Raw genomic sequence first — 18598 nt, 5'->3', positions numbered from 1 at the left:
ATTCAGAACGTCTTGGTGAGGTCGCGATCTATGGCTTTACCGAGCGAACGCAGGCGGTTTGCGAGGCTCGCGCGGTCCTGATGGCTGGCGGTTGCCTGGCGGAGCAGCCCGAAATACGAATTCGCGACGGGCATTAGGTCGGCGGCCGGCGTCTCGGCAACGCGCCGTAGCGCTTCGTTGCGCGTGCGTTTCCGCGTTTCACGGCGCCAGGGCTTGATGACCTGACCGACGAAGTCGATGCCGCGGTCGATCGGCTGCAAAATGGTCTTGCGCGGGTTGATACGCGCGCCGAGCCGTGCCGGCAGAAAGGCGGTGACATCGGCGAGGATCGCGTTCAGGCGCGCCGGCGACTCGTGCAGGAACACGAAATCGTCGACGTACCGGATGTAGTGCCGCGCGCCGAGCATGTGCTTCGCGCGCTGATCGAGCACGTCGAGGTACACGTTCGCGAAGAACTGGCTCGACAGGTTTCCGATCGGCAGCCCGAGATCCGGCGATTGCTCCATCAGGCGCTTGTGCGGCGGCACGCGCTCCATCATCGCCGGGTCGCCGCGGTAGACGTAGTCGGCCCGTGGATCGTGCATCAGCACGAGCTCGGTCAGCTTGCGCCAGAATGGCTCGTGGATCTTCGCGACCAGCAACTCGCGCAGGATGCGCTTGTCGATGCTGACGAAGAAATTCGCGAGATCGCACTTCAGATAATGCGCGGGTCGCGACCAGTTCTGCGTGATCGAACGCACCTTCGATTCGAGGCGCTGCGCGGCGTACAGGGTGCCGCGCCCCTCGATACAGGCGCACGAGTCGACGATGAACGACCGCTCGAAGCGAGGGCCGATCCGGTTGTAGAGCAGGTGGTGCACGATGCGATCGCGGAACTCGGCCGCCCAAACTTCGCGCGGCTTCGGTCGCGTGATGACGAAGCAGATCGAGCGGCCGGGCCGATAGCTGCCGTCGGCCAGCTCGTCGTGCAGTAATCGCAGGTTGCGTTCGAGGCCGATCTCGAACGCGAGCGCGGTATTGCTGTTTCGTTTCGTGCGCCGGCAGTCGAGATAGGCCTCGACCAGCTCGGCGAACGTGAATCGATTTTCCCAATCTGCGGACGGCGCGGGCGCGGAACTCGTTGTTCTGGTTGTTGTAGTTCTGGTTGCCGTTGTTGAAGTTCTGATACCAGGCCCAGCCGGAAGTATCGTGCTATCTACGTCGCTCTGCTGAAGGTCCTCGCCGATCAGCGGAGAAACTGCGCTGGACCTTCCCGCACGCCGGCGGTCGGTTTCCTCATTGCGCATGGCGGTGGCCTCGTGAGCCAGCGGCACGACCAGATTGAAATATCGCTCAGCCATGGAAGCCTTGACCTCCATGGAGCGGGCGACGGTCTGCGGACTTCTTCCACCCGGTGGCCTGCTTCCCGATACTGGTCGTCTGTTCGATTGCACGCGCATACGCCGGACGCAAGATCAGACGTTTATCCATGCCGAGCCGGAGAAGCAACTCGATCACCTGCAGGCGTTCGAGCAGCTCGGTAAGGTGAGGCGACTTGTCAGTCGCCACATTGGCGCGAAACACCAACACCATGATCTCGATGCATTCCCCGCTGATCTTCTCGCCGATGCTGCGCTTGAAGTCGCGGGGCATGTTCTTGACCAGGTCAGTGACGACGTCGAGCAGCGCGTAGGCCGCTCGATAAATCGGGAGTTGAGTGTGCAGGGCCATGATGGTCTAAATGATCAAATTACCGAAGGAATAAATCTGCGGACGGCGCGGGCGCGGAACTCGTAGAGCTGGTAGTGGCAGGTCTGGCTGCCGTAGTGGAAGCCCTGAGACCAGGCCCAGCCGGAGTTTTCTTCGTGCTGCTCGCAGGACCAGTAATAGCGCTCGTCGAACTCGTGCTTCAGGTTCGCGAAGAGCAGCGACTGCTCGCGTCGCGTCGGCAGTTCACCGCCATGCTCGGCCGCCCATGCGATCGCACCCTTCCAGTTCACGTCCTCGGCCTGACCGGGCAATAGGATCAGGTAATGGCTCAGCGTGCCATCGTCGTTCAGGATCGCACCTGCGAAACGTTCGCCGGCCGCGAGCGGGATGATGGCCGCGTCGACGCGATATTCCGTCGCCTGCGACTGCGTCTTGAATGTCTCGATCATGGCGCTGATGCGCGCATGCTCGTTCTCGATTGCTTGAAGCGTGATCGTCATTGCGATGCTCCGTTGTGAATGGATGAAGGGTTAAATCGACAATCTGCGGACGGCGCGGGCGCGGAACTCGTTGTACTGGCGGCTGTAGTGCTGGGTGCCGTTGGTGAAGAGCTGACACCAGGCCCAGCCGGGATCTTCAGCGTCTTCGGTGTTCGACCAGTACGCGGCCTTCTCGAACAGGTCGGGATGCTTGGAGAATGCGAATGCTTGCTCGTAGCGGTTCAGCAGGTCGCCGCCGAGGCTCTCGGCCCATTCCTTGGCCTTGTGCCACGTCGCGCGGATGTCGCCGGGCAGGAGGATGACGTGCTCGACGTCGCCGGTGGCGTTGACGAAACCGCCGAGATAGACCTCGCCTTCGGCGAGCGGGGGAAGTTGGATCTGTTGCATGGTTTCTCCTGGATGATGTAGAACAACTGGTCGCAACGATGGACGCTCGGCTCGCATGAGGCAGCGGGTTAGCATGAAAGCGCCGGGAGTCGAGTCGGGGCAGTGACGGCGCCCACCCGTCACACCGAGCGCCCACCATTGAGACCTAGGGAAGAGAAAAGAGGGCCGGCGCGGTCGGCCCGTGGATGCTTATCGCGCGCGCCACTCGCTGCCGCGCACCATGCGACCGATGGGTTCGAGCACAAGCACTTCCGATTCTCGCTCGGAGCGGATGAGCGCCGATGCACGGCGCTGTGCCTTCTCGATTGTCGTGTGGCGCTTCGGCTTCGCTTCGCGGCCCATGGTGACGAACACCGACCCGAGCGGCCGCACGTCGCCACTGAGCGCGTCGATGCGTTTTTCGAGGTCGGCATTGTTGGCTTTCAGGCGGGCATTCACGTCCTTCAACGACTCGATCTCGGAGATGAGCCCTTTCTGCTTGTCGCGTCCTTCCTGGGCGGCTTGGGCGCGCTCGCGCGCCACCTCGATCGCGATTGTCAGCGACGACGGCAGATCGAGAATCTTCAGCAAATCGAGCACATCCGACGAAATCATTTCGGCCGCGAGTCTCGCCATGGTCGACTGAGCCTCGATCTGCGTCGGCTTGATCACCTTCGCATCCTGATCGACAGTCTGTTCGACGATCCCGACCGCCATCGGCACGTTCTCAGCAGCGGCCGGTGCCGCCTGCTTGCCGCGCACGAGCCAGTACGCATACTCGTTGCCGCCTCCGGCGCGTTTCTCGCGCTCGACGACGCCCTCGGTATGCATCCGATTCAGTTCCTTGGCGACGTCGAGCTGCGGCAGTCCGACGTTGATCGAAATCTTCTTCGCGGTCGAATCGACGACGGTGCCGAGATAGGTTTCGATTTCGGATCTCATGCTTCCTCCGCCTCGTTGGCCGGATGTTCCTCGTGCCACGACTTCCAGCCCTTGACCCATGCGATGCACAGCTCGCCGCCCATGACCGGGCATTCGCTTTCGGGCTTGCCTTCCTCGGCAGCACGGCGCCCGGCCGCGAACTGCTCGTCGATCTCGGACTGCAGCGGCCCGTCGCCGAGCTGCGGCACCTCGCGCGCGTCGACATCGACGATGTCGCCCGGACCATCCATGCCGTCGCCATCGTCATCGGTGTATTCGCGACCGAGATCGAACCCGCGCTGATCCGATTCGCCGCGCACGTCATTCATGCCGCCGGTGTGCTCGTCCGGATTCGCCACGACGACCAGCACCGCTTTCCCGCTCGCGTCGTACAGCTCGTGCAGGTTCGGCGCGGCGCCACTGAATTTCACGACCGCCTTCACGCCATCCTTGATCGTGATCTGTTCGAGATCACCGGCCACGACCGTGCGGCCGTTGCTCGCGATCAGGTGCGTCGCCATCTTCACGTTGTGCTCGACGCGCGAGCGCAGGCGGTCGATGACGTCGTTCTGCTTCTTCTCGGACAACTTCACCCAGACGTCGGGCAGCAGCTTCAGCTCGGTCACGAGCGCAGACAGCAGGTCTTTGCCGATGGTGTCGGCGGTCATCTGGAGAACGTTTTTATCGGTCATGGTCGGATCGTCCTGATCAATGGAGAGAAGGGTTTATGCAGCGCGTGCAGCGATCACATCGTCTTCGAACACGTGCACGCCATCGAGCGGGCAGTTCTTCTTCAGCGCGAGCGCGATTTTGTTGACGGCCGGCATGTTCGCGTCGAGCAGGTCGACGTATTCCGGATGGGCGGCCACGTAGCGGATCAACGCGAGCTTGTCGCTGACTTCGGCCTTCCAGACCTTGCGCGTCGAGACGCCGGCCGTGCGAACTGGCGCGGCTACGACGGGCGCCGTGACGAGCGTCGCCGTCGTCTGTAGCGTGGCAACCTCGGCCGCGCCTTGCTCGACACGGCTTTCCGCTTCTGCATTCAGGCGCGCAGCCGATTCGACATCGCCGGCTGCCGCAGCCTGTTCTGCCTGGCGCTGGATGGCCTGCGCCTCTGCCTGCGCCGCGGCTTCGCGCGCCGCCGCCTCCTGTTCCAGGCGTGCGCGCTCCTGACGTGCGGCCTCTTCGAGGCGCGCCTGCTCGGCGATGCGCAGACGTTCCTGTTCGCGGTCGTAGCCCTGAATCGCCTTCTTCAGCAGCGCTTCGGCCTGCTCGAGGTAGTCGGTCGGCGCGCGAAACAGATCCATCACGGCTTTCTTCGCAGCGTCGATCGGTTGCGTGATGCCTTTGCGCTTCGCCTCGACGTCCTTCTGCAAGCCCTTGATCTTCGTGAGCTCGCGCGCGGCCAGGTCGCGCATGTCGGCGCTGTCGATCGTGTATGCCTTCGCCATTTCGAGGGCGTTGGTTGCCGACTTGAACAGCGTCTGTTCAGGCTGCGGCACCTGGAGATTCACCAGCGGTTGCGTGTCCATTTTTTTCCTTCCAATTGCGGAGAGTGAGAAGCGACAGGAATACGGACCAGTCGCCTTTGTCGGTGTACGGCACGAGCCGATAGCTGCCGTCGGCGCGTAGGCCGAGGCCGTAGCGGTCTTCGATGACAGTGCCGTTCTTCGCGAACAGCTCTCGGTACGCGGCGAGCTGCAGGCCAATCGAGGGACCGAGCGTCAGCATCTTCTTGATGTCGATCACCGCGCGGCGGCCGCTGATCAGGCCCGACCGGTCCGGCGTGCCGGCGAAGTGCAGCGCGGGATGAAACATCCGCTGTTCGATCGTCTCGGGCACGAATCCGGTTTCCGCGCGAAACTTGATCCAGGCCGTGAGGTACGGCCGGAGTTCGTCCGCGAGGGAATCCATGTCGAGATCGTCGAGGTCGTACAGCTCGGTCATGCGGTGCACGGCCTGCCCGAGCTGTCGCGCGCGTTCGAGCGTCTCGCGCGGCACCATCGAGTAGTCGACGAGCGGGGCGAGAACCTGCGTCACGCTCGGCACACGCCGGCCCTCGACGGTGTAAGCGTGCTCAACAGGATCGAAAAGAAGCGCGGCCATCATTCGCCCATCGGGTTTTCGATCCAGGCAACTGCGGCGTGATAGTTCGTCTTGGTCACGCCCTCGTAGCCGAAACCGAAGCGCTTGCGCAGATCTGCCTCGCCGAGCGCGGCCTGTTCCATCTTCGTTTTCAGGATCTTCAGCACGCTGTCGCTGACGGGTTCGCCGCCTGCCCGCGCGCCGAGTTCGAATGATTCATCGTCGGCGCCGGGCTCGCGCGCGGCGCCCGCAGCCGGTTGCGTGTTGTCGGCAGCGGTGCGGCGCGTCGAGCGGCTTTGCTGGACCGGTTCGGGCTGCTTCTGCGTGGCGGCCATTTCGATCACGCCGTCTGCATCCGCCTGAGCGATTGCCGGCGGTTCGGCGGCTCGTTCGCTTTTCGATTTCGGCTGCGGCACTTCGACGGCGGCCGGCGCGCGTACGCTGCCTTCCTCGACACCGCCGAACGACACAGTGCCGTCCGGGCGCACGTCGATGATGTCGTGCAGTTCTTCCTGCGTCGGCAGGCCCATCGAGATTTCCGGCGCGGCCGTGTTGATCATCCAGCCCGCGCTGCGGTACATCAGCATCAGTTGCGGAATGGTCTTCCACTTCGAGCCGTTCTTCCCGTACCAGCCTTCGTCCTTCGCCATCTGGATCGTCACGTCCGGCCCGACGATCTTCTCACCGCTGGTGATCTCGATCGACGATGCGCGGCAGCCCCACGAATCGGTGCCTTTCTCGCCGAAGAATTCGTACTTCACGGCAGTGAAGCGGCCGCAGTGATTGAAGGTCGCGATCAGAAACTTCGCGGACCAACCGGGCCGACCGTGCACGACGTACAGGTTCTGCATCACCATCAGCTCGTCGGCCTTCAGGCGACTCGCGAGGTTCAGCGCGATCATGCAGTTCGCGACGTTGTTCTGGTACTGCTGCGGGACGAGTGACGACGACGCGAATGCCTTGGCGACGCGCTGCAGCAACTCGAAACCTTCGAGGTCGAAGAAGCCGGCGCGAACGGGGGCGGACGCGCGCGGCTGCTCGATAACGGCAGGTGTGGACATGGAATCCTCTGGAAATGGGGGAAAGGGCGCGAGCCAGCGTTACGCGGTAGCGGGAACGATCGGCGCCGGAATCGGCATCTTCTCGATGCACACGTAGGGGAAGCGCTCCGGGAACGGCTTGATGAACTTGTAGAAGTGCGAGCCGATCGACTCGGCGCTCTTGAACGCGTCGAAGTTCGCCTGCGTGACCTGCGAGTAGTGGTAGAGCGACGACGGATCATTCGCTTTGTTCTTGAACCGAATCGCGAGCGTTTCGCTCGCCGCGTCGTATCCGATGCTGTGGATTTGTGACGACTCGACCGGCTGCATTTCGATGGTGTTCATTGCGGGTATCCTCTTGATGGATGACGGGTTGTTACTGGATGCCGACGGCCTTCAGGGCGCTGTCGACGACGACGGCGAGAAACGCGACGGCCGCGAAGATTGCGAGCGTCAGCAGACGGGCCGCGCGCGGGTGGTGAATCTCGAAGCGCTCGGCGTGATCGGTGAAGCGGCTCATGCTGTCCTCACGGGAACGGTCAGGACGGATGCGCCGTCTTGGTTGAGCGCCGCGATCGCGAGCATGCAGACGAATGCGATGACGATCATCAGCGCGATGGCGCGCACGGGATGGCGCTCGTACAGGCGATCGAGCGCGGCGCAGAGGTAGTCGATCGGAGTCATCCGAGGCTCCGCAGGTACGGGCCGGCGACGAGCGCTCCGTACCACAGGAAGCCGATCGCGACGCCGTAGGCGGCCGCCCATGCCGATCCTTCGAGCACGTACCGCGCGCGCGATACAAACGATCGGCTGTAACCGCGAAATACAGGCTGTAGGCTGTTGAGAGGGGTGCGCATCATGCCTCCCGGGCCAGTTCTGCGCGACCGATCGCGCCGATGGAGCGCTTCACGGCGCCGAGTGCCTTCTTCGCCACCTTCCGTTCGAGCACAAAGCCGTACGCCTTCAGGCAGCAATCGCAGTTCTCGAAGAGGTATTCGCGAATTTCTGCTTCTTCCATCCAGACCTTTCGGTGACCTCCCCATTCCAATTCTTCGGTCTCCGGCGTGAACGCATGCTTCAGGTGCGTAATGTCATCGTGGTCGCCGTACTTCATGCCGTCGGCGCCGACGCCGCACGTCCCGCGCACGCCCTTGCAGTAGTGAAGCGTGCTGGCGATGGCTCTCGTCAGACGCTTGATTTCAGCGTTGAGGCGCGCGTAATCCGCGCATGCCTTCAGGGCCTTCGCGCTCATCGATCCACCCCCGCGATCGTCACGTGCCGCACCGGCTCCGGCGCAGCCTTGCGGCCGGCCTTGATGAGGGCGGCGTCGATGGTCAGGCGCAGGCCGGACGGGATCATGACGACACCAGCATCAGCGTCGGCCGCGATCATTTCGAGGACCAGCGACATATTGGGCGCGGCGGCGAACAGCGTTGCAAGCGTCGAGCCGCGTTCCTTCGCCGCCGAGCAGTCTGCGACGAGCCAACCGGCCGGATCGACGTCGGTGCGCTTGGTTAGCACGTCCCAGCCGCACGCTTCCAGCTCCGGTAATTGCTTGATCTCGTTCATGTGGTTCCCCGTTCGATTCGAAAGGATCGAATTACTGAATGATCAATCTGCGGACGGCGCGGGCGCGGAACTCGTAGAACTGGCCGTAGCAGTCCTGGCCGCCGTAGTGGAAGAGCTGATACCAGGCCCAGCCGGAGTTCGATGAATGCTGTTCAGCGGACCAGTACCAGTCGCGCTTGAATTGCTCGCCGAGGTTGGCGAACAGGAGCGATTGCTCGCGGCGGCTCGGCAGGTCGCCGCCGATCGATGCGGCCCATTCTTTCGCGGCCTTCCAGGTCAGATCTTCGGCATCGCCGGCAAGCAGGATCACGTGGTGGCTCGGTGCGCCGTCCTTGCCGATCAGGATTCCGGCGTAATGCTCGCCTTCGTTGAGTTCGGGCAGTTCGATTGCATTCTTCGTGGCTTCCATTGAGGATCTCCGGTGAGGTGGCAGTTGGTCAGTCGACGCGCGCCCGGCGCCCGATGTGATCGATACAGCTACTGAATCCCGCATTCCCGGGCCGAAGCCCTGGCCGCATGCGGAACAGCGGACATTCGAGAAGCGCGGCCCGTCATCGTCGAGCGAGCGCTCGGCCTCGAGCTCCGCGTCCTCGCTCATCGCGTGCACGATGATCGACATCACCAGATCGCCAAGCGCCTCCGGCGACTCGCGGAACGCGGCGCGCAGGGCGCGAGCGTGCTTCTGTTGCGTCACGCTGTGCATGCCGCCGATCAGGTCGTCGTCAGCCAGCGCGGCGATCTTGGCCTTCAGGCGTTCCTTCGCGATCTGCGCGACGAGCTCGCTGCGGTCCGCTTCAGCAGCGATCGCGTCGTTGAACTGCTGATGCTGGCGATCGGTCCAGAAGTCGGCCGTGCGCTCGGTTAATTGAGGGTTGAGCATATGCACTCCTAACAGGTTTGCCGGGAGACATGGCCGGCTGTACTGACTGCACTGATGGGCGGATACGCGGCGTTCGCATGAGGCAGCGTTTTCGCGAGGCAAGCGTGTCTTCAGACTCAAAAAACGGTTGGCATGACGGGGCCCGGCCGTCATCGCTGCATATCCGCTCATCAGGGCAGTTACCGCTCGCGCGCCTGGCTACTCCCGGCCGTGCCGGCTCCGGGCTGCGCGAGGTTTTGTGCCGATTACCATGCCATCGGTCACGTGCTGCTGGCTGTCTTGCATCAGGTTCGTTCAGATATCTGTCCGGTAGCCAGCGTCGGCCTAGCGCGGTTCGTCTGTCCTGATTCACGACGCTGATCGCGCCGGCAGGGCGAGTCCCGTGAGGGAGGCTCCTGCGTACCTTCGATTGTTAAAGAGCAGACCGCTGGGGCGGTGGCGCAGCGCGTTGTGTGCTGCGTTGGATTCCATTAAACACCATGTTTATTCGCATGTCAAACATGGCGTTTAAGTTTTTGAGGAAAGGGGGAAATTGGGGCGCAAAAAAGCCCGCGCGCGGCGGGCTTCGATTTGGCGAAATGCGACGTCTAGCGGTACTTCCACCAGGCGAGGGCGCGAGCGAGAAGGCGGATGCAGACACCGAGCACGATGCCCCAAACCGCAAGGCGGTTATGGTTTGGAATCGAGCTTGTGAAGATCAAAAACACCGAACAGATGATGATGAAGCTGCCGAGCAGCGATAGCAGCTTGGCGTCTTTCCCGGTGGCTTGAATTGTTTGCTTCGCCATGGTCTCTCCATCGATTCAGTTGCCACCGGCCCAGCCCGATCCCGAGCGATAGATCACTTCGCCCATGATCGAAACCGAGTCGAGGTGTTCGGGTGTGATGGTCTTATCAGGATACTTGCCCGAATTGATCGAATGCAACGTGATCGCACCGCCGGCCATCTTAAAGATCTGCTTGACGAGCGGCTCGTCGGCGAAATAGATCGCGTACACCTTGCCATCCCGGATGTTGTTCTTCGCCGTATCGACCATGATCATGTCGCGGTCGAACAGGTAGGGCTCCATGCTGTCGCCGTGAACCCGCACGAGCCGGCAGTCTTTCGGCTTCGAGCCGAGCGCGCGGAAGAAGCCAACGTCGAACGGCAGGGCCTTCTTCTGCCGAATTTCCCACTGAATCAAACCTGTCCCCGCGCTGAACCTGTAATCGTATGTGCCAAGCCAGACGCGATTGTCGTCCGGCGGCAGGTCGTCCGGGTGCTCCCACACCAGGACGTTCCCTTGGTCTTCGGGCAGAGAGTGCCGAGCGGCCGCGCCAGCAGCCGGCGCTTCCGATGTTAGCGCCGCGCCGGACCCGTCTTCGATCCACGTAGCGCTGATGCCCAGTTCCTTCTGGGCCAGCAGGCGACCCTGTTTCGATACGCCGCTGCCACGGTATGACCAGTTGTTGATTGTCTGCTCGCTCTGATTGAGTGCGCGCGCCAGATCGGCCGGCGTTTCGATGTCGGGCCGAACCTTCCTTGCCGCCTCAAATAGCCGGCTTGCCGTGGGATGCATCACTTTTTCCATGGCGCGATTTTCTCGCGGGTAAACGTCTTGTTGATACACGTGGTGTTTGCAAACATCCTAAACATGGTGTTTAATGATGGCCATGGATACGATCGATACCTCCCCGCACCCCGACTGGCAGCTCATTGAGCGCCTCGGCGGCGCCACGAAAGTTGCTCGACTCCTTGGCTATGACGAGAAGGGAGGCGCGCAACGCGTCCACAACTGGAAATTTCGGGGCATCCCGCCCGAGGTGAAGATCCAGCGCCCCGATCTTTTCCTGGCGGAACTGATCGAGCGCGCGAAATCCTCGGACGGCAATCTGACGCCGCCTCAACCCACTCAGGTGCCCGCATGAGTACCGTGGAAACAGTTTCTCCTGAAGAAATCGAAAGCACACGCATGCTCGGTGCACGGAACGAATCCGAAATCTTGCGCGCAGTTGCACGCGTTACCCAGGCGCGTGTGGCCGATTGCATGAGCGTCTCGGCCAGCACGATCAGCCGCACGCTGGAAGACCTGAACCGATGGGCGACGCTGCTCGCGGCCGCCGGCCTGCAGGTCGTTCCGATTGATTCCATGGTCGTCGATGCGCATGAACTGACGGCGCTCGAGAGCATGGCGTTCAAGTATCTCGAGACGCGGCAGCAGCAGCGCGTCAAGGAAGGGCGGTCATGAATTGCAAACCTGGTGACATGGCGATCATCGTCAATGACGGTGGTTCTGGCGCTCTCGGCTACGTCGTCGAAGTCATTCAAGCCGCTCCGCCTCGCGAGGAAGGTCCGCGCTGGGAAATCCAATTTCGCGCTGATCAACCCATCTATTTCCGCGACACTGGCGAGCGCATCAACGGAACACGAATCTGGATCCTCGATGCATGGCTCCGGCCCGTTTCGGGCCTGCCCGTGACCGACGACGTCGAAGACGAGGTGACGGCATGAACCAGCTCCAGATCGCCCTCATCGCCTACATCGCGCTCGTCGTCGCGCTTTGCGCGCTGCTCGCTTGGCTCATGCGGAGGTAGGCGTGGCCGGCGACTGGATCAAGATGCGCACGAACCTGTGGGACGACCCGCGGGTTTCGAACCTGTGCGACCTCACCGGGTGCAGCGAAGCGGCAGTGATCGGCGGTCTGTACTGGCTCTGGGCCACGGCCGATGACCATTCCGCTGACGGCGAGATGCACGGCCTGACGCTTGCCGCAATCGCTCGCAAAACCGGCGTCCCGAATCTCGGCACCGCGCTGCGCGACATCGGCTGGATCGAGGAAATCGACGGCGGCATCCGCCTCATTCGGTTCAACGAGCACAACGGAACGTCCGCCAAGAAGCGAGCCCAGACGGGCAAGCGCGTTGCCACGCATAGAAGTAACGCCGATGTAACGCAGGAAGCGTTACAGAACGGCGAGTCCGGCGTTACAGGTGCGTTAGCTAGAGAAGAGAAGAGAAGAGAAGAACCTAAAACCGAGGGTACTAAGACGGACGTAGGTGAACCTCGCGCGAGCGCGATTGAAAAAGCGCGTCCGTCCGAGCTATCCGCTGCGATGCGAAGGAATTCGATCGAGGCCCAGCCAGGCGATCCGCGAATCGTCGCTGCAGCAGAGGCGGGCATCACCGTCGAGACGATCGAAGCAGCTTGCGCCGAGGCTAAGGCATCCGATCCGACTGGTCGCATCAAGCCCGGTTTCGTGCTGTCGATCGCTGAACGCTGGATTCGAGATGCCGCGAAGACGCCGGCGGCCCGAGCCTCGCCGACGCCGACCTGGAGCGACCAGAACGCCAGCACGATCGCAGCACTCACCGGAAGGAATCGAAGCCATGAACCAGATGACCGAACCATCGACGTTTAAGCGGCCAGACTGGCCGCTTGACGCGCTCCCGCAGCATTGGGTCGAGGCGCTTTTCTCGAAGATGGCCGCGTTCTACGGCTCGCGCTTCGCGTCGATGTGGAACGGCGTGAACGTCAGCGAAGTTCAGCGGGCGTGGGCGATCGAGCTCGGAAAGCTGTCGCGGGATCAGCTGAAGGCAGGGAGCGACAACCTGACCGCGCTGCCGAAGCCCCCGACGTTGCCGGAATTCGTCGCGCTCTGCCGGCAGGCGCGGAGCGAGCAGTCGGCATCCACGACGCAGCGGCTCGCCGACGAGCGACCGGCTGACCGCGCGACCGTCGAGGCGAATCTCGGTGCAATCCGGCGCGTGCAAGAAAGGGTCATGCGCCGCGAGCCGACAGCCGAATGGGCGTTCAAGCTGCTGATGCGGGGAAAGTCGGCCAGCGGCGCGGCATTGCCGTCCGAGGTTGTGCGCTGCGCGCGGGATGCAATCGTGTCGTCGGCCGGATTCAAGGTCATCGGAGCGTGCCAGCAGCCCGAACTGCGGCGTGAGTACGAAACGATCCGCGCGGTGGCGCTGGGTGAACTGACGAACGAGGCGGCAGCATGAAGCGCATCACGAAGGACATGGTCAAGGCCGGCGGCCACCGCTACTGCTGCGAATGCTCCGCGCACGGCCCGCGCGTGAAAGCGCACTGGACGCACAAGGGGCGCGATTACTGCGATGTGCACAAGCCGGCGGAAGCCGCAGTGCAGCACGTGCGCGAGGCGCGGGCATGAGCCAGCAATCGCTCATCGGCGCGCCCGTCGTCGCCAATCGCATCGAGTTCATCGTGCCAGGCGCGCCGGTCGCGAAAGGCCGCCCGAAATTTGCCCGCCGCGGCGCGCACGTCACGACCTACACGCCCGAGAAGACCGAGCGCTACGAGAACCTCGTGAAGATGGCGGCGCGCGCGGCGATGCGCAGCACGGAGCCATACGCCGGCCCGATCCGCCTGATCGTGCACATCAGCCTGCCAATCCCCGCGAGCTGGTCGCAGAAGAAGCGGGAGGCGGCGGCCGCCGGCGCGATCGGCGCGACGAAGAAGCCCGACGCCGACAACGTCGTGAAAGCGCTGAAGGACGGCATGAACGGCGTGGTGTACGTCGACGACGGCCAGGTCGTTGATCTCTGGATCTCGAAGCGATACGCGCGCACGCCCGGTGTGCGAATCGAGGTCATCGAACTGAATCTGCAGCGAGCCTGAGGACTGTAAATTGGACAACATCGAATTCAAATCGGCATTCGACGCAGTGCGGTTCGCACTCTGCTATTCGGCGCAGCAATACGGCGAGACGCTGATGGCGAAGCGGCTGCGGCCGCCGAGCAGCGGCGGGATCGGGCTGGTTGGGCTCGAAGGCGCAGCACAAGCCGGTATGATCCGGCGCGAGCTCGAGGAATTGCCCGAGCTGCACCTGTCGGCGATCGTGGCCAATGCGGCGCCGCGCGACCTGCCATGCTCATGTGGCGCGTCCTGCTGCAGCGGGCGCACGCCGAATCTCGAATGGCAGGCGGCGATCGGCTGGCTCACAGGCGCATCGGCGGCGTACTGCTCGGGCTTTTCGCACTACCGCGTGCGGCGTGCCATCATCGAGCGCATCTTCGGGGTGAAATGCGACCTGGTCGAGATCGCGAAGGATTGCGAGGCGCACGTGAACACGGTCAGCAAGCAGAACGCCGCGGTGCGGAAGTGGCTCGACGGCGATCGGAAGGCGGAAACGCTGGGCGTGATTCAAGTCGCATGGATCGCCGTCGAGAGACGTCTGGCGGCAGCCGGATTGCTCGCCGAGAGCACGACCGCTTGACAATGTGCGTTTGACCCACAATAATCCGCGATATTCGATACACGTCATTCGTGCGACCAAAGCCCGCTGAGCCAAAAGCCAGCGGGCTTTTTCGTTGCCTCGATGTCTCCATCACGCTCCCCCGCGTGATTCGCCCGGCTCGTCCGGGCTTTTTCTTTTCCACGTCCGCAATGGCGAGCGCAAGCGGGCCAGTGCGCAAAAACACCCGCAGTCCGCGATGTGGCGATCCGATGGCATGTCCTCTCCGTCGTGAAACCGGCAGGCGCGGGCAACCCACCGGCCGACCATGGACGATTCAGCCAAGCGCAGGGGCGCCAAGCCTGCGAAGGCTGCCGGCCGGCCCAGCTCGTACCGCGAAGAATTCCCCGACCAGGCGCGCAAGCTCTGCCGCCTCGGTGCGACCGACAAGGAACTCGCCGATTTCTTCTGCGTGTCCGAACGCACGATCGGCTCGTGGAAAAACGAGCATCCGGATTTTTTGCAGGCCCTAAAAGAAGGTAAGGATCTCTCCGACGCCGAGGTCGCGGACAAGCTGTTTCGGCGCGCGACTGGCTACAGTCATCCGGCCGTGAAGTTCTTCGTGATCAACGGCAAAGTGGTGACGAAGAACTACACCGAGCACTACCCGCCGGATACGGCCGCCGCGATCTTCTGGCTGAAGAACCGGCGCAAGGCTCAATGGCGCAACACGCCGGACCCTGAAGGCGGAGGCGGTGAGGGCGGCCCGGGCCTCGATGACCCGAATCCCGACGTATGAAGCAATCCGTCAAGCTGCAGGAGCTTCATGCGAAGCAGGCCGACATCGGCCGTGCATTCAACGAGAACCGGCGCGTCGTTATCCGCTGCGGTCGACGCTTCGGCAAGACGACGCTGCTCGAGCGCTGCGCATCGAAGTGGGCCTACAACGGCCTGAAGGTCGGTTGGTTCGGGCCGACATACAAGCTCAACCTGCCGACGTACAAGCGCATCCTGCGCACGATCCAGCCAGTCGTCGTCGCGAAATCGAAGATCGACCAGGTCATCGAAACGCGGCGCGATGGCTGCGTCGAGTTCTGGACGCTTCAAGACGAGGACGCCGGCCGCTCGCGCTTCTACGATCGCGTGATCATCGACGAGGGTTCGCTCGTCCAGAAGGGCCTGCGGAACATTTGGGAACAGGCGATCGCGCCGACGCTGCTCGATCGCAAGGGCCACGCCGTGATGGCGGGCACGCCGAAAGGCATCGACCCGGACAACTTCTTCTATGAAGCGTGCACGGATAAGAGCCTCGGGTGGCTGGAGTTCCACGCGCCGACGGCCTCGAACCCTATGCTCGATCCGGAAGCCGTCGCGCGGCTGAAGGATGAATACCCGGCGCTGGTCTACCAGCAGGAATACCTCGCCGACTTCGTCGACTGGAACGGCGCGGCGTTCTTCAGCGAGGACTCGCTGCTCGTCGACGGACAGGCGGTCGACTATCCAACCCGTTGCGACCAGGTCTTCGCGGTGGTCGACACCGCGCTGAAGGATGGCCTCGAACACGACGGCACGGCTGTCACCTACTACGCGCGCAACATCATCACCGGCACGCCGCTGACCATCCTCGATTGGGACGTATTGCAGATCGAGGGCGCGCTGCTCGAATCGTGGCTGCCGACGGTGGCGCAGCGCTGCGAAGAACTCGCGGCGCAGGTCGGCGCGCGTCAGGGCAGTCTCGGCGGCTGGATCGAAGACAAGGCGAGCGGCATCGTGCTGCTGCAGCAGGCCAAGCGCCGTAGCCTGCCGTTCCATCCGATCGAGGAAAAGCTGGTCGACCTCGGCAAGGAAGGGCGCGCGCTGTCGGTGAGTGGCTACGTGCACCGCGGCGAGGTGAAGATCAGCCGCTACGCGCACGACAAGGTCACGAACTACAAGGGCCAGACGCGCAATCACCTGATCTCGCAGGTGTGCGGCTTCCGTCTCGGGACGAAAACGCCACACCATCAGGACTTGTTGGACACATTCACCTACGGCGTGGCGATCAGCCTCGGCGATTCTGAGGGCTATTAAATGGGCGGTTACTACGGCGATGCTGACGAAGGCTCGCAAGCGAGTCTGAACGTCGGCACGGCGATGTCCGCCGAGCTCATGCGGCTACTGGGCGCTGATGACCTGCAACCCGGGTCGCCCCCGTCGTACGAGATGTGCAAGGTCATCTACAGCTACCACCCGCTGGGCGCGAAGATGGCCGAGGCGCCTTACGAGGAAGCGCTGTCGCAGGAACGCGAGATCACGATTCCGGGTACGCCCGAGGACGATCTGATCGCTGCGTTCCGGAAGGAATGGAAGAAGCTGGGCGGCGTCGGCGCGGACGAGATCATCAAGAGCTTCATGACGTTGAAGCGCGTCTACGGCATCGCCTCGCTGATCGTCGGCGCCCGGGATTTCCCGACGGATGAGCCGCTGCCGGTCGAGCGCCTGCACGAGCTCGACCTATACTTCAACATCCTCGATCCGCTGAACACGGCCGGCTCGCTGGTGCTGAACCAGAATCCGAATGCGCCGGACTTCCAGAAGCCGCAGTTCCTGCGCGTCGCGAACCACGACTACCACCCGTCGCGCGCGGTGATCGCGCTGAACGAAGCACCGATCTACATCGAATGGACGAACAGCGCATTCGGCTTTGTCGGCCGCTCGGTCTACCAGCGCGCGCTATACCCGCTGAAGTCATACGTGCAGGCGATGATCACGGACAACGCGATCATCGAGAAATCGGGGCTACTGGTCTACAAGATGAAGTCGCCGGGCGCGGTGCTCGACAAGGTTGCGCTCGCCTGGGGAGGCCTGAAGCGCCGCATGCTGAAGGGCGCGAAGACGGGCAACGTGATGTCGATCGGCATCGAGGAAAGCATTGAGTCGATTGACCTGAAGAACATCCGCGACGCCGCGGAGTTCGCGCGCATGAACGTCATTAAGAACATCGCGACGTCCGCGAAGATGCCGGCCGTGATGATCGCGCAGGACACGCTGACCGAAGGGTTCGGCGAGGGCACCGAGGACGCGAAGCTGATCGCTCGGTTCATCGACCGAGTGCGGATCGAGATGGGGCCGGCATACGACTTTCTCGACCCGATCGTGATGCGCCGCGCATGGAGTCCCGAGTTCTATGCATCGATGCAGCGCAAGCACCCGAGCTTGTACGGAAACATGCCATATGCGACGGCGTTCATGGAGTGGAAGAACGCTTTCACCGCCACATGGCCGAACCTGCTGGTCGAGCCGGACAGCGAGAAGATCAAGACCGACGACGTAATCACGAAGGCGGCGATCGCGTGCGTCGAGGTGATGCTCCCCGAGCTGGATCCGGAGAATAAGGCGATGGCGATCGGATGGTTGGCCGAGGTTATGAACGAGCGCAAGCTCATGTTCTCGGCGCCGCTCGAGATCGATCTCGAGGCGCTGAAATCGTACGAGCCGCCGCTGCTGCCCACCGAGCCGCATCCAGAAGTCGAATCGTCGCATGAGTAGCCGATGAGCGTCCGCCCCGCAATTAACCGCACGTTTCATGACGTGCTGACCGAGGCCATCCGCGACATCAGCGAGCACGGTTACGACGATCCGGCCCGGCTGCAGGAATGGCTGCGCCGGCTGCGCTTCGCCGCGATGGCCGATCTGCCGACCGACGCCGAAATGCGCAATCGGATGCAGAGCGCGATGGATGCTGTGTTCCACCGCGCGCTGTCGAAGACCGGCGCGCTGCGCTATCACCCGGGCGTGCCGCGCTTCACGATCGAGCGCATCACGCCGTCGCTGCGCCCGGAGCTCGACAAGCGCGTGCGCGCGAGCGTCGACCTGATCAAGCTGAACCGCGAGCGCGCGGTCGAGCAGTCGCTGCAGCGTCTCGCCGGATGGGTGTCATCGGTGCCCGCCGGCGGCTCGCGCGCGGTGGACAAGCCAGAGGTGCGCGAGAGCATCGCCAAGCCGATCCGGCAGCTGCGCTACGAGGAACGCCGCGTGTCGATCGACCAGGGGCACAAGCTCATGTCGTCGATCAATGCGGTCATCGCTGAGCAGACGCAGGCGATCGCGATGATGTGGCGCTCGCACTGGCGGCAGGCCGGCTACGACTATCGGCCAGACCACAAGGAGCGCGACAAGCGCTTTTACGTCGTGCGCGGCTCGTGGGCGCTTCAGCAGGGGCTGATTACGAAGGGCGACGGCTATCTCGACGAGATCACGCAGCCGGCCGAGGAGCCTTTCTGCCGCTGCTATGGCGTGTACATGAACAACCTGCGCGATCTGCCGCCCGAGATGCTGACTGAGAAAGGTCGGCGGGCGCTGGAAGAAACCCGAATCCGGAAACCCTGA

Annotated in this window: 29 protein-coding genes; 12 read left to right on the top strand and 17 right to left on the bottom strand. The window is 63.1% G+C overall.

Going from position 1 to position 18598, the window contains the following annotated elements:
* Positions 1 to 2: 2 nt before the first annotated feature.
* The 17 genes from WS78_RS12805 to WS78_RS12730 form a co-directional block, all read right to left on the bottom strand.
* Complete coding sequence (locus WS78_RS12805) at positions 3 to 1340, bottom strand: RNA-directed DNA polymerase (protein ID WP_449374868.1); 1338 nt, start codon at positions 1338 to 1340, stop codon at positions 3 to 5.
* Entirely contained in the window at positions 1333 to 1710 is a 378-nt protein-coding gene (locus WS78_RS12800) for a four helix bundle protein (RefSeq protein ID WP_059575368.1), read from the bottom strand. Before WS78_RS12800 ends, WS78_RS12805 begins: the two co-directional genes overlap by 8 nt.
* 14 nt (positions 1711 to 1724) lie before the next feature.
* Positions 1725 to 2189, bottom strand: a complete 465-nt coding sequence (locus WS78_RS12795; RefSeq protein ID WP_059575370.1) for a DUF1566 domain-containing protein — start codon at positions 2187 to 2189, stop codon at positions 1725 to 1727.
* Positions 2190 to 2219: 30 nt separating this feature from the next.
* Positions 2220 to 2576, bottom strand: coding sequence for a DUF1566 domain-containing protein (locus WS78_RS12790; RefSeq protein ID WP_059575372.1), 357 nt, complete (start codon positions 2574 to 2576; stop codon positions 2220 to 2222).
* 189 nt (positions 2577 to 2765) lie between these two features.
* Positions 2766 to 3590 carry a 1-pyrroline-5-carboxylate dehydrogenase gene (locus WS78_RS12785; RefSeq protein ID WP_198174675.1) on the bottom strand — a complete coding sequence of 275 codons (825 nt, stop codon included), beginning with the start codon at positions 3588 to 3590 and terminating at the stop codon, positions 2766 to 2768.
* A complete protein-coding gene (locus WS78_RS12780) occupies positions 3494 to 4168 on the bottom strand; it encodes a hypothetical protein (protein ID WP_059575375.1) in 675 nt (224 codons plus the stop codon). Before WS78_RS12780 ends, WS78_RS12785 begins: the two co-directional genes overlap by 97 nt.
* A 33-nt stretch (positions 4169 to 4201) precedes the next feature.
* Positions 4202 to 5008 carry a hypothetical protein gene (locus tag WS78_RS12775; RefSeq protein ID WP_059575377.1) on the bottom strand — a complete coding sequence of 269 codons (807 nt, stop codon included), beginning with the start codon at positions 5006 to 5008 and terminating at the stop codon, positions 4202 to 4204.
* On the bottom strand, positions 4965 to 5585 hold the full coding sequence (locus WS78_RS12770; protein WP_226377146.1) for a hypothetical protein: 621 nt from the start codon (positions 5583 to 5585) through the stop codon (positions 4965 to 4967). Before WS78_RS12770 ends, WS78_RS12775 begins: the two co-directional genes overlap by 44 nt.
* The gene (locus tag WS78_RS12765; protein ID WP_059575381.1) at positions 5582 to 6622 is read right to left on the bottom strand and encodes a hypothetical protein; all 1041 of its coding nucleotides are present in this window, start codon (positions 6620 to 6622) and stop codon (positions 5582 to 5584) included. Before WS78_RS12765 ends, WS78_RS12770 begins: the two co-directional genes overlap by 4 nt.
* Before the next feature lie 39 nt (positions 6623 to 6661).
* Positions 6662 to 6946, bottom strand: a complete 285-nt coding sequence (locus tag WS78_RS12760) for a KTSC domain-containing protein (protein ID WP_059575383.1) — start codon at positions 6944 to 6946, stop codon at positions 6662 to 6664.
* A gap of 31 nt (positions 6947 to 6977) precedes the next feature.
* A complete protein-coding gene (locus WS78_RS37065) occupies positions 6978 to 7121 on the bottom strand; it encodes a hypothetical protein (protein ID WP_197419394.1) in 144 nt (47 codons plus the stop codon).
* A complete protein-coding gene (locus WS78_RS37060) occupies positions 7118 to 7285 on the bottom strand; it encodes a hypothetical protein (protein ID WP_197419395.1) in 168 nt (55 codons plus the stop codon). The genes WS78_RS37065 and WS78_RS37060 overlap by 4 nt, the downstream gene beginning before the upstream one ends.
* A gap of 172 nt (positions 7286 to 7457) precedes the next feature.
* Positions 7458 to 7853, bottom strand: a complete 396-nt coding sequence (locus WS78_RS12750; protein WP_059575387.1) for a hypothetical protein — start codon at positions 7851 to 7853, stop codon at positions 7458 to 7460.
* Positions 7850 to 8170 (bottom strand): hypothetical protein, encoded by a 321-nt coding sequence (locus WS78_RS12745; RefSeq protein WP_059575388.1) that lies wholly within the window; start codon positions 8168 to 8170, stop codon positions 7850 to 7852. Before WS78_RS12745 ends, WS78_RS12750 begins: the two co-directional genes overlap by 4 nt.
* 31 nt (positions 8171 to 8201) lie before the next feature.
* A complete protein-coding gene (locus WS78_RS37570) occupies positions 8202 to 9050 on the bottom strand; it encodes a DUF1566 domain-containing protein (RefSeq protein ID WP_226377145.1) in 849 nt (282 codons plus the stop codon).
* A 587-nt stretch (positions 9051 to 9637) separates the two neighbouring features.
* Entirely contained in the window at positions 9638 to 9838 is a 201-nt protein-coding gene (locus WS78_RS12735) for a hypothetical protein (RefSeq protein ID WP_059575390.1), read from the bottom strand.
* Between the two features lie 15 nt (positions 9839 to 9853).
* On the bottom strand, positions 9854 to 10621 hold the full coding sequence (locus WS78_RS12730) for a S24 family peptidase (RefSeq protein ID WP_082717578.1): 768 nt from the start codon (positions 10619 to 10621) through the stop codon (positions 9854 to 9856).
* An 82-nt stretch (positions 10622 to 10703) separates the two neighbouring features.
* On the opposite strand from WS78_RS12730, the gene WS78_RS12725 reads away from it, so the two are divergent.
* The 12 genes from WS78_RS12725 (at position 10704) to WS78_RS12675 (ending at position 18598) form a co-directional block, all read left to right on the top strand.
* Positions 10704 to 10958 (top strand): hypothetical protein, encoded by a 255-nt coding sequence (locus WS78_RS12725; RefSeq protein ID WP_059575474.1) that lies wholly within the window; start codon positions 10704 to 10706, stop codon positions 10956 to 10958.
* Complete coding sequence (locus WS78_RS12720; protein WP_059575393.1) at positions 10955 to 11278, top strand: CII family transcriptional regulator; 324 nt, start codon at positions 10955 to 10957, stop codon at positions 11276 to 11278. Before WS78_RS12725 ends, WS78_RS12720 begins: the two co-directional genes overlap by 4 nt.
* A complete protein-coding gene (locus WS78_RS12715) occupies positions 11275 to 11541 on the top strand; it encodes a hypothetical protein (protein ID WP_082717579.1) in 267 nt (88 codons plus the stop codon). The genes WS78_RS12720 and WS78_RS12715 overlap by 4 nt, the downstream gene beginning before the upstream one ends.
* Positions 11542 to 11626: 85 nt before the next feature.
* On the top strand, positions 11627 to 12448 hold the full coding sequence (locus tag WS78_RS12710; protein ID WP_059575398.1) for a lipocalin/fatty acid-binding family protein: 822 nt from the start codon (positions 11627 to 11629) through the stop codon (positions 12446 to 12448).
* Between the two features lie 61 nt (positions 12449 to 12509).
* A complete protein-coding gene (locus WS78_RS12705; RefSeq protein WP_226377144.1) occupies positions 12510 to 13037 on the top strand; it encodes a hypothetical protein in 528 nt (175 codons plus the stop codon).
* Positions 13034 to 13207: a hypothetical protein gene (locus WS78_RS35850; protein ID WP_156437407.1), complete on the top strand. Its 174-nt coding sequence runs from the start codon at positions 13034 to 13036 to the stop codon at positions 13205 to 13207. Before WS78_RS12705 ends, WS78_RS35850 begins: the two co-directional genes overlap by 4 nt.
* Entirely contained in the window at positions 13204 to 13674 is a 471-nt protein-coding gene (locus tag WS78_RS12700) for a RusA family crossover junction endodeoxyribonuclease (RefSeq protein WP_059575401.1), read from the top strand. The genes WS78_RS35850 and WS78_RS12700 overlap by 4 nt, the downstream gene beginning before the upstream one ends.
* 10 nt (positions 13675 to 13684) lie before the next feature.
* On the top strand, positions 13685 to 14272 hold the full coding sequence (locus WS78_RS12695; RefSeq protein ID WP_059575403.1) for a hypothetical protein: 588 nt from the start codon (positions 13685 to 13687) through the stop codon (positions 14270 to 14272).
* Positions 14273 to 14558: 286 nt separating this feature from the next.
* Positions 14559 to 15029: a hypothetical protein gene (locus tag WS78_RS12690; RefSeq protein WP_059575405.1), complete on the top strand. Its 471-nt coding sequence runs from the start codon at positions 14559 to 14561 to the stop codon at positions 15027 to 15029.
* Positions 15026 to 16300 carry a hypothetical protein gene (locus WS78_RS12685; RefSeq protein WP_059575407.1) on the top strand — a complete coding sequence of 425 codons (1275 nt, stop codon included), beginning with the start codon at positions 15026 to 15028 and terminating at the stop codon, positions 16298 to 16300. Before WS78_RS12690 ends, WS78_RS12685 begins: the two co-directional genes overlap by 4 nt.
* Positions 16301 to 17758, top strand: a complete 1458-nt coding sequence (locus WS78_RS12680; RefSeq protein WP_226377143.1) for an anti-CBASS protein Acb1 family protein — start codon at positions 16301 to 16303, stop codon at positions 17756 to 17758.
* 3 nt (positions 17759 to 17761) lie between these two features.
* Positions 17762 to 18598: a hypothetical protein gene (locus WS78_RS12675; RefSeq protein ID WP_059575409.1), complete on the top strand. Its 837-nt coding sequence runs from the start codon at positions 17762 to 17764 to the stop codon at positions 18596 to 18598.

Source organism: Burkholderia savannae (assembly GCF_001524445.2).
Taxonomy (GTDB): domain Bacteria; phylum Pseudomonadota; class Gammaproteobacteria; order Burkholderiales; family Burkholderiaceae; genus Burkholderia; species Burkholderia savannae.
The sequence above is the reverse complement of the archived record's forward strand: the minus strand, read 5'-3'. Positions and strand labels throughout refer to the sequence as shown.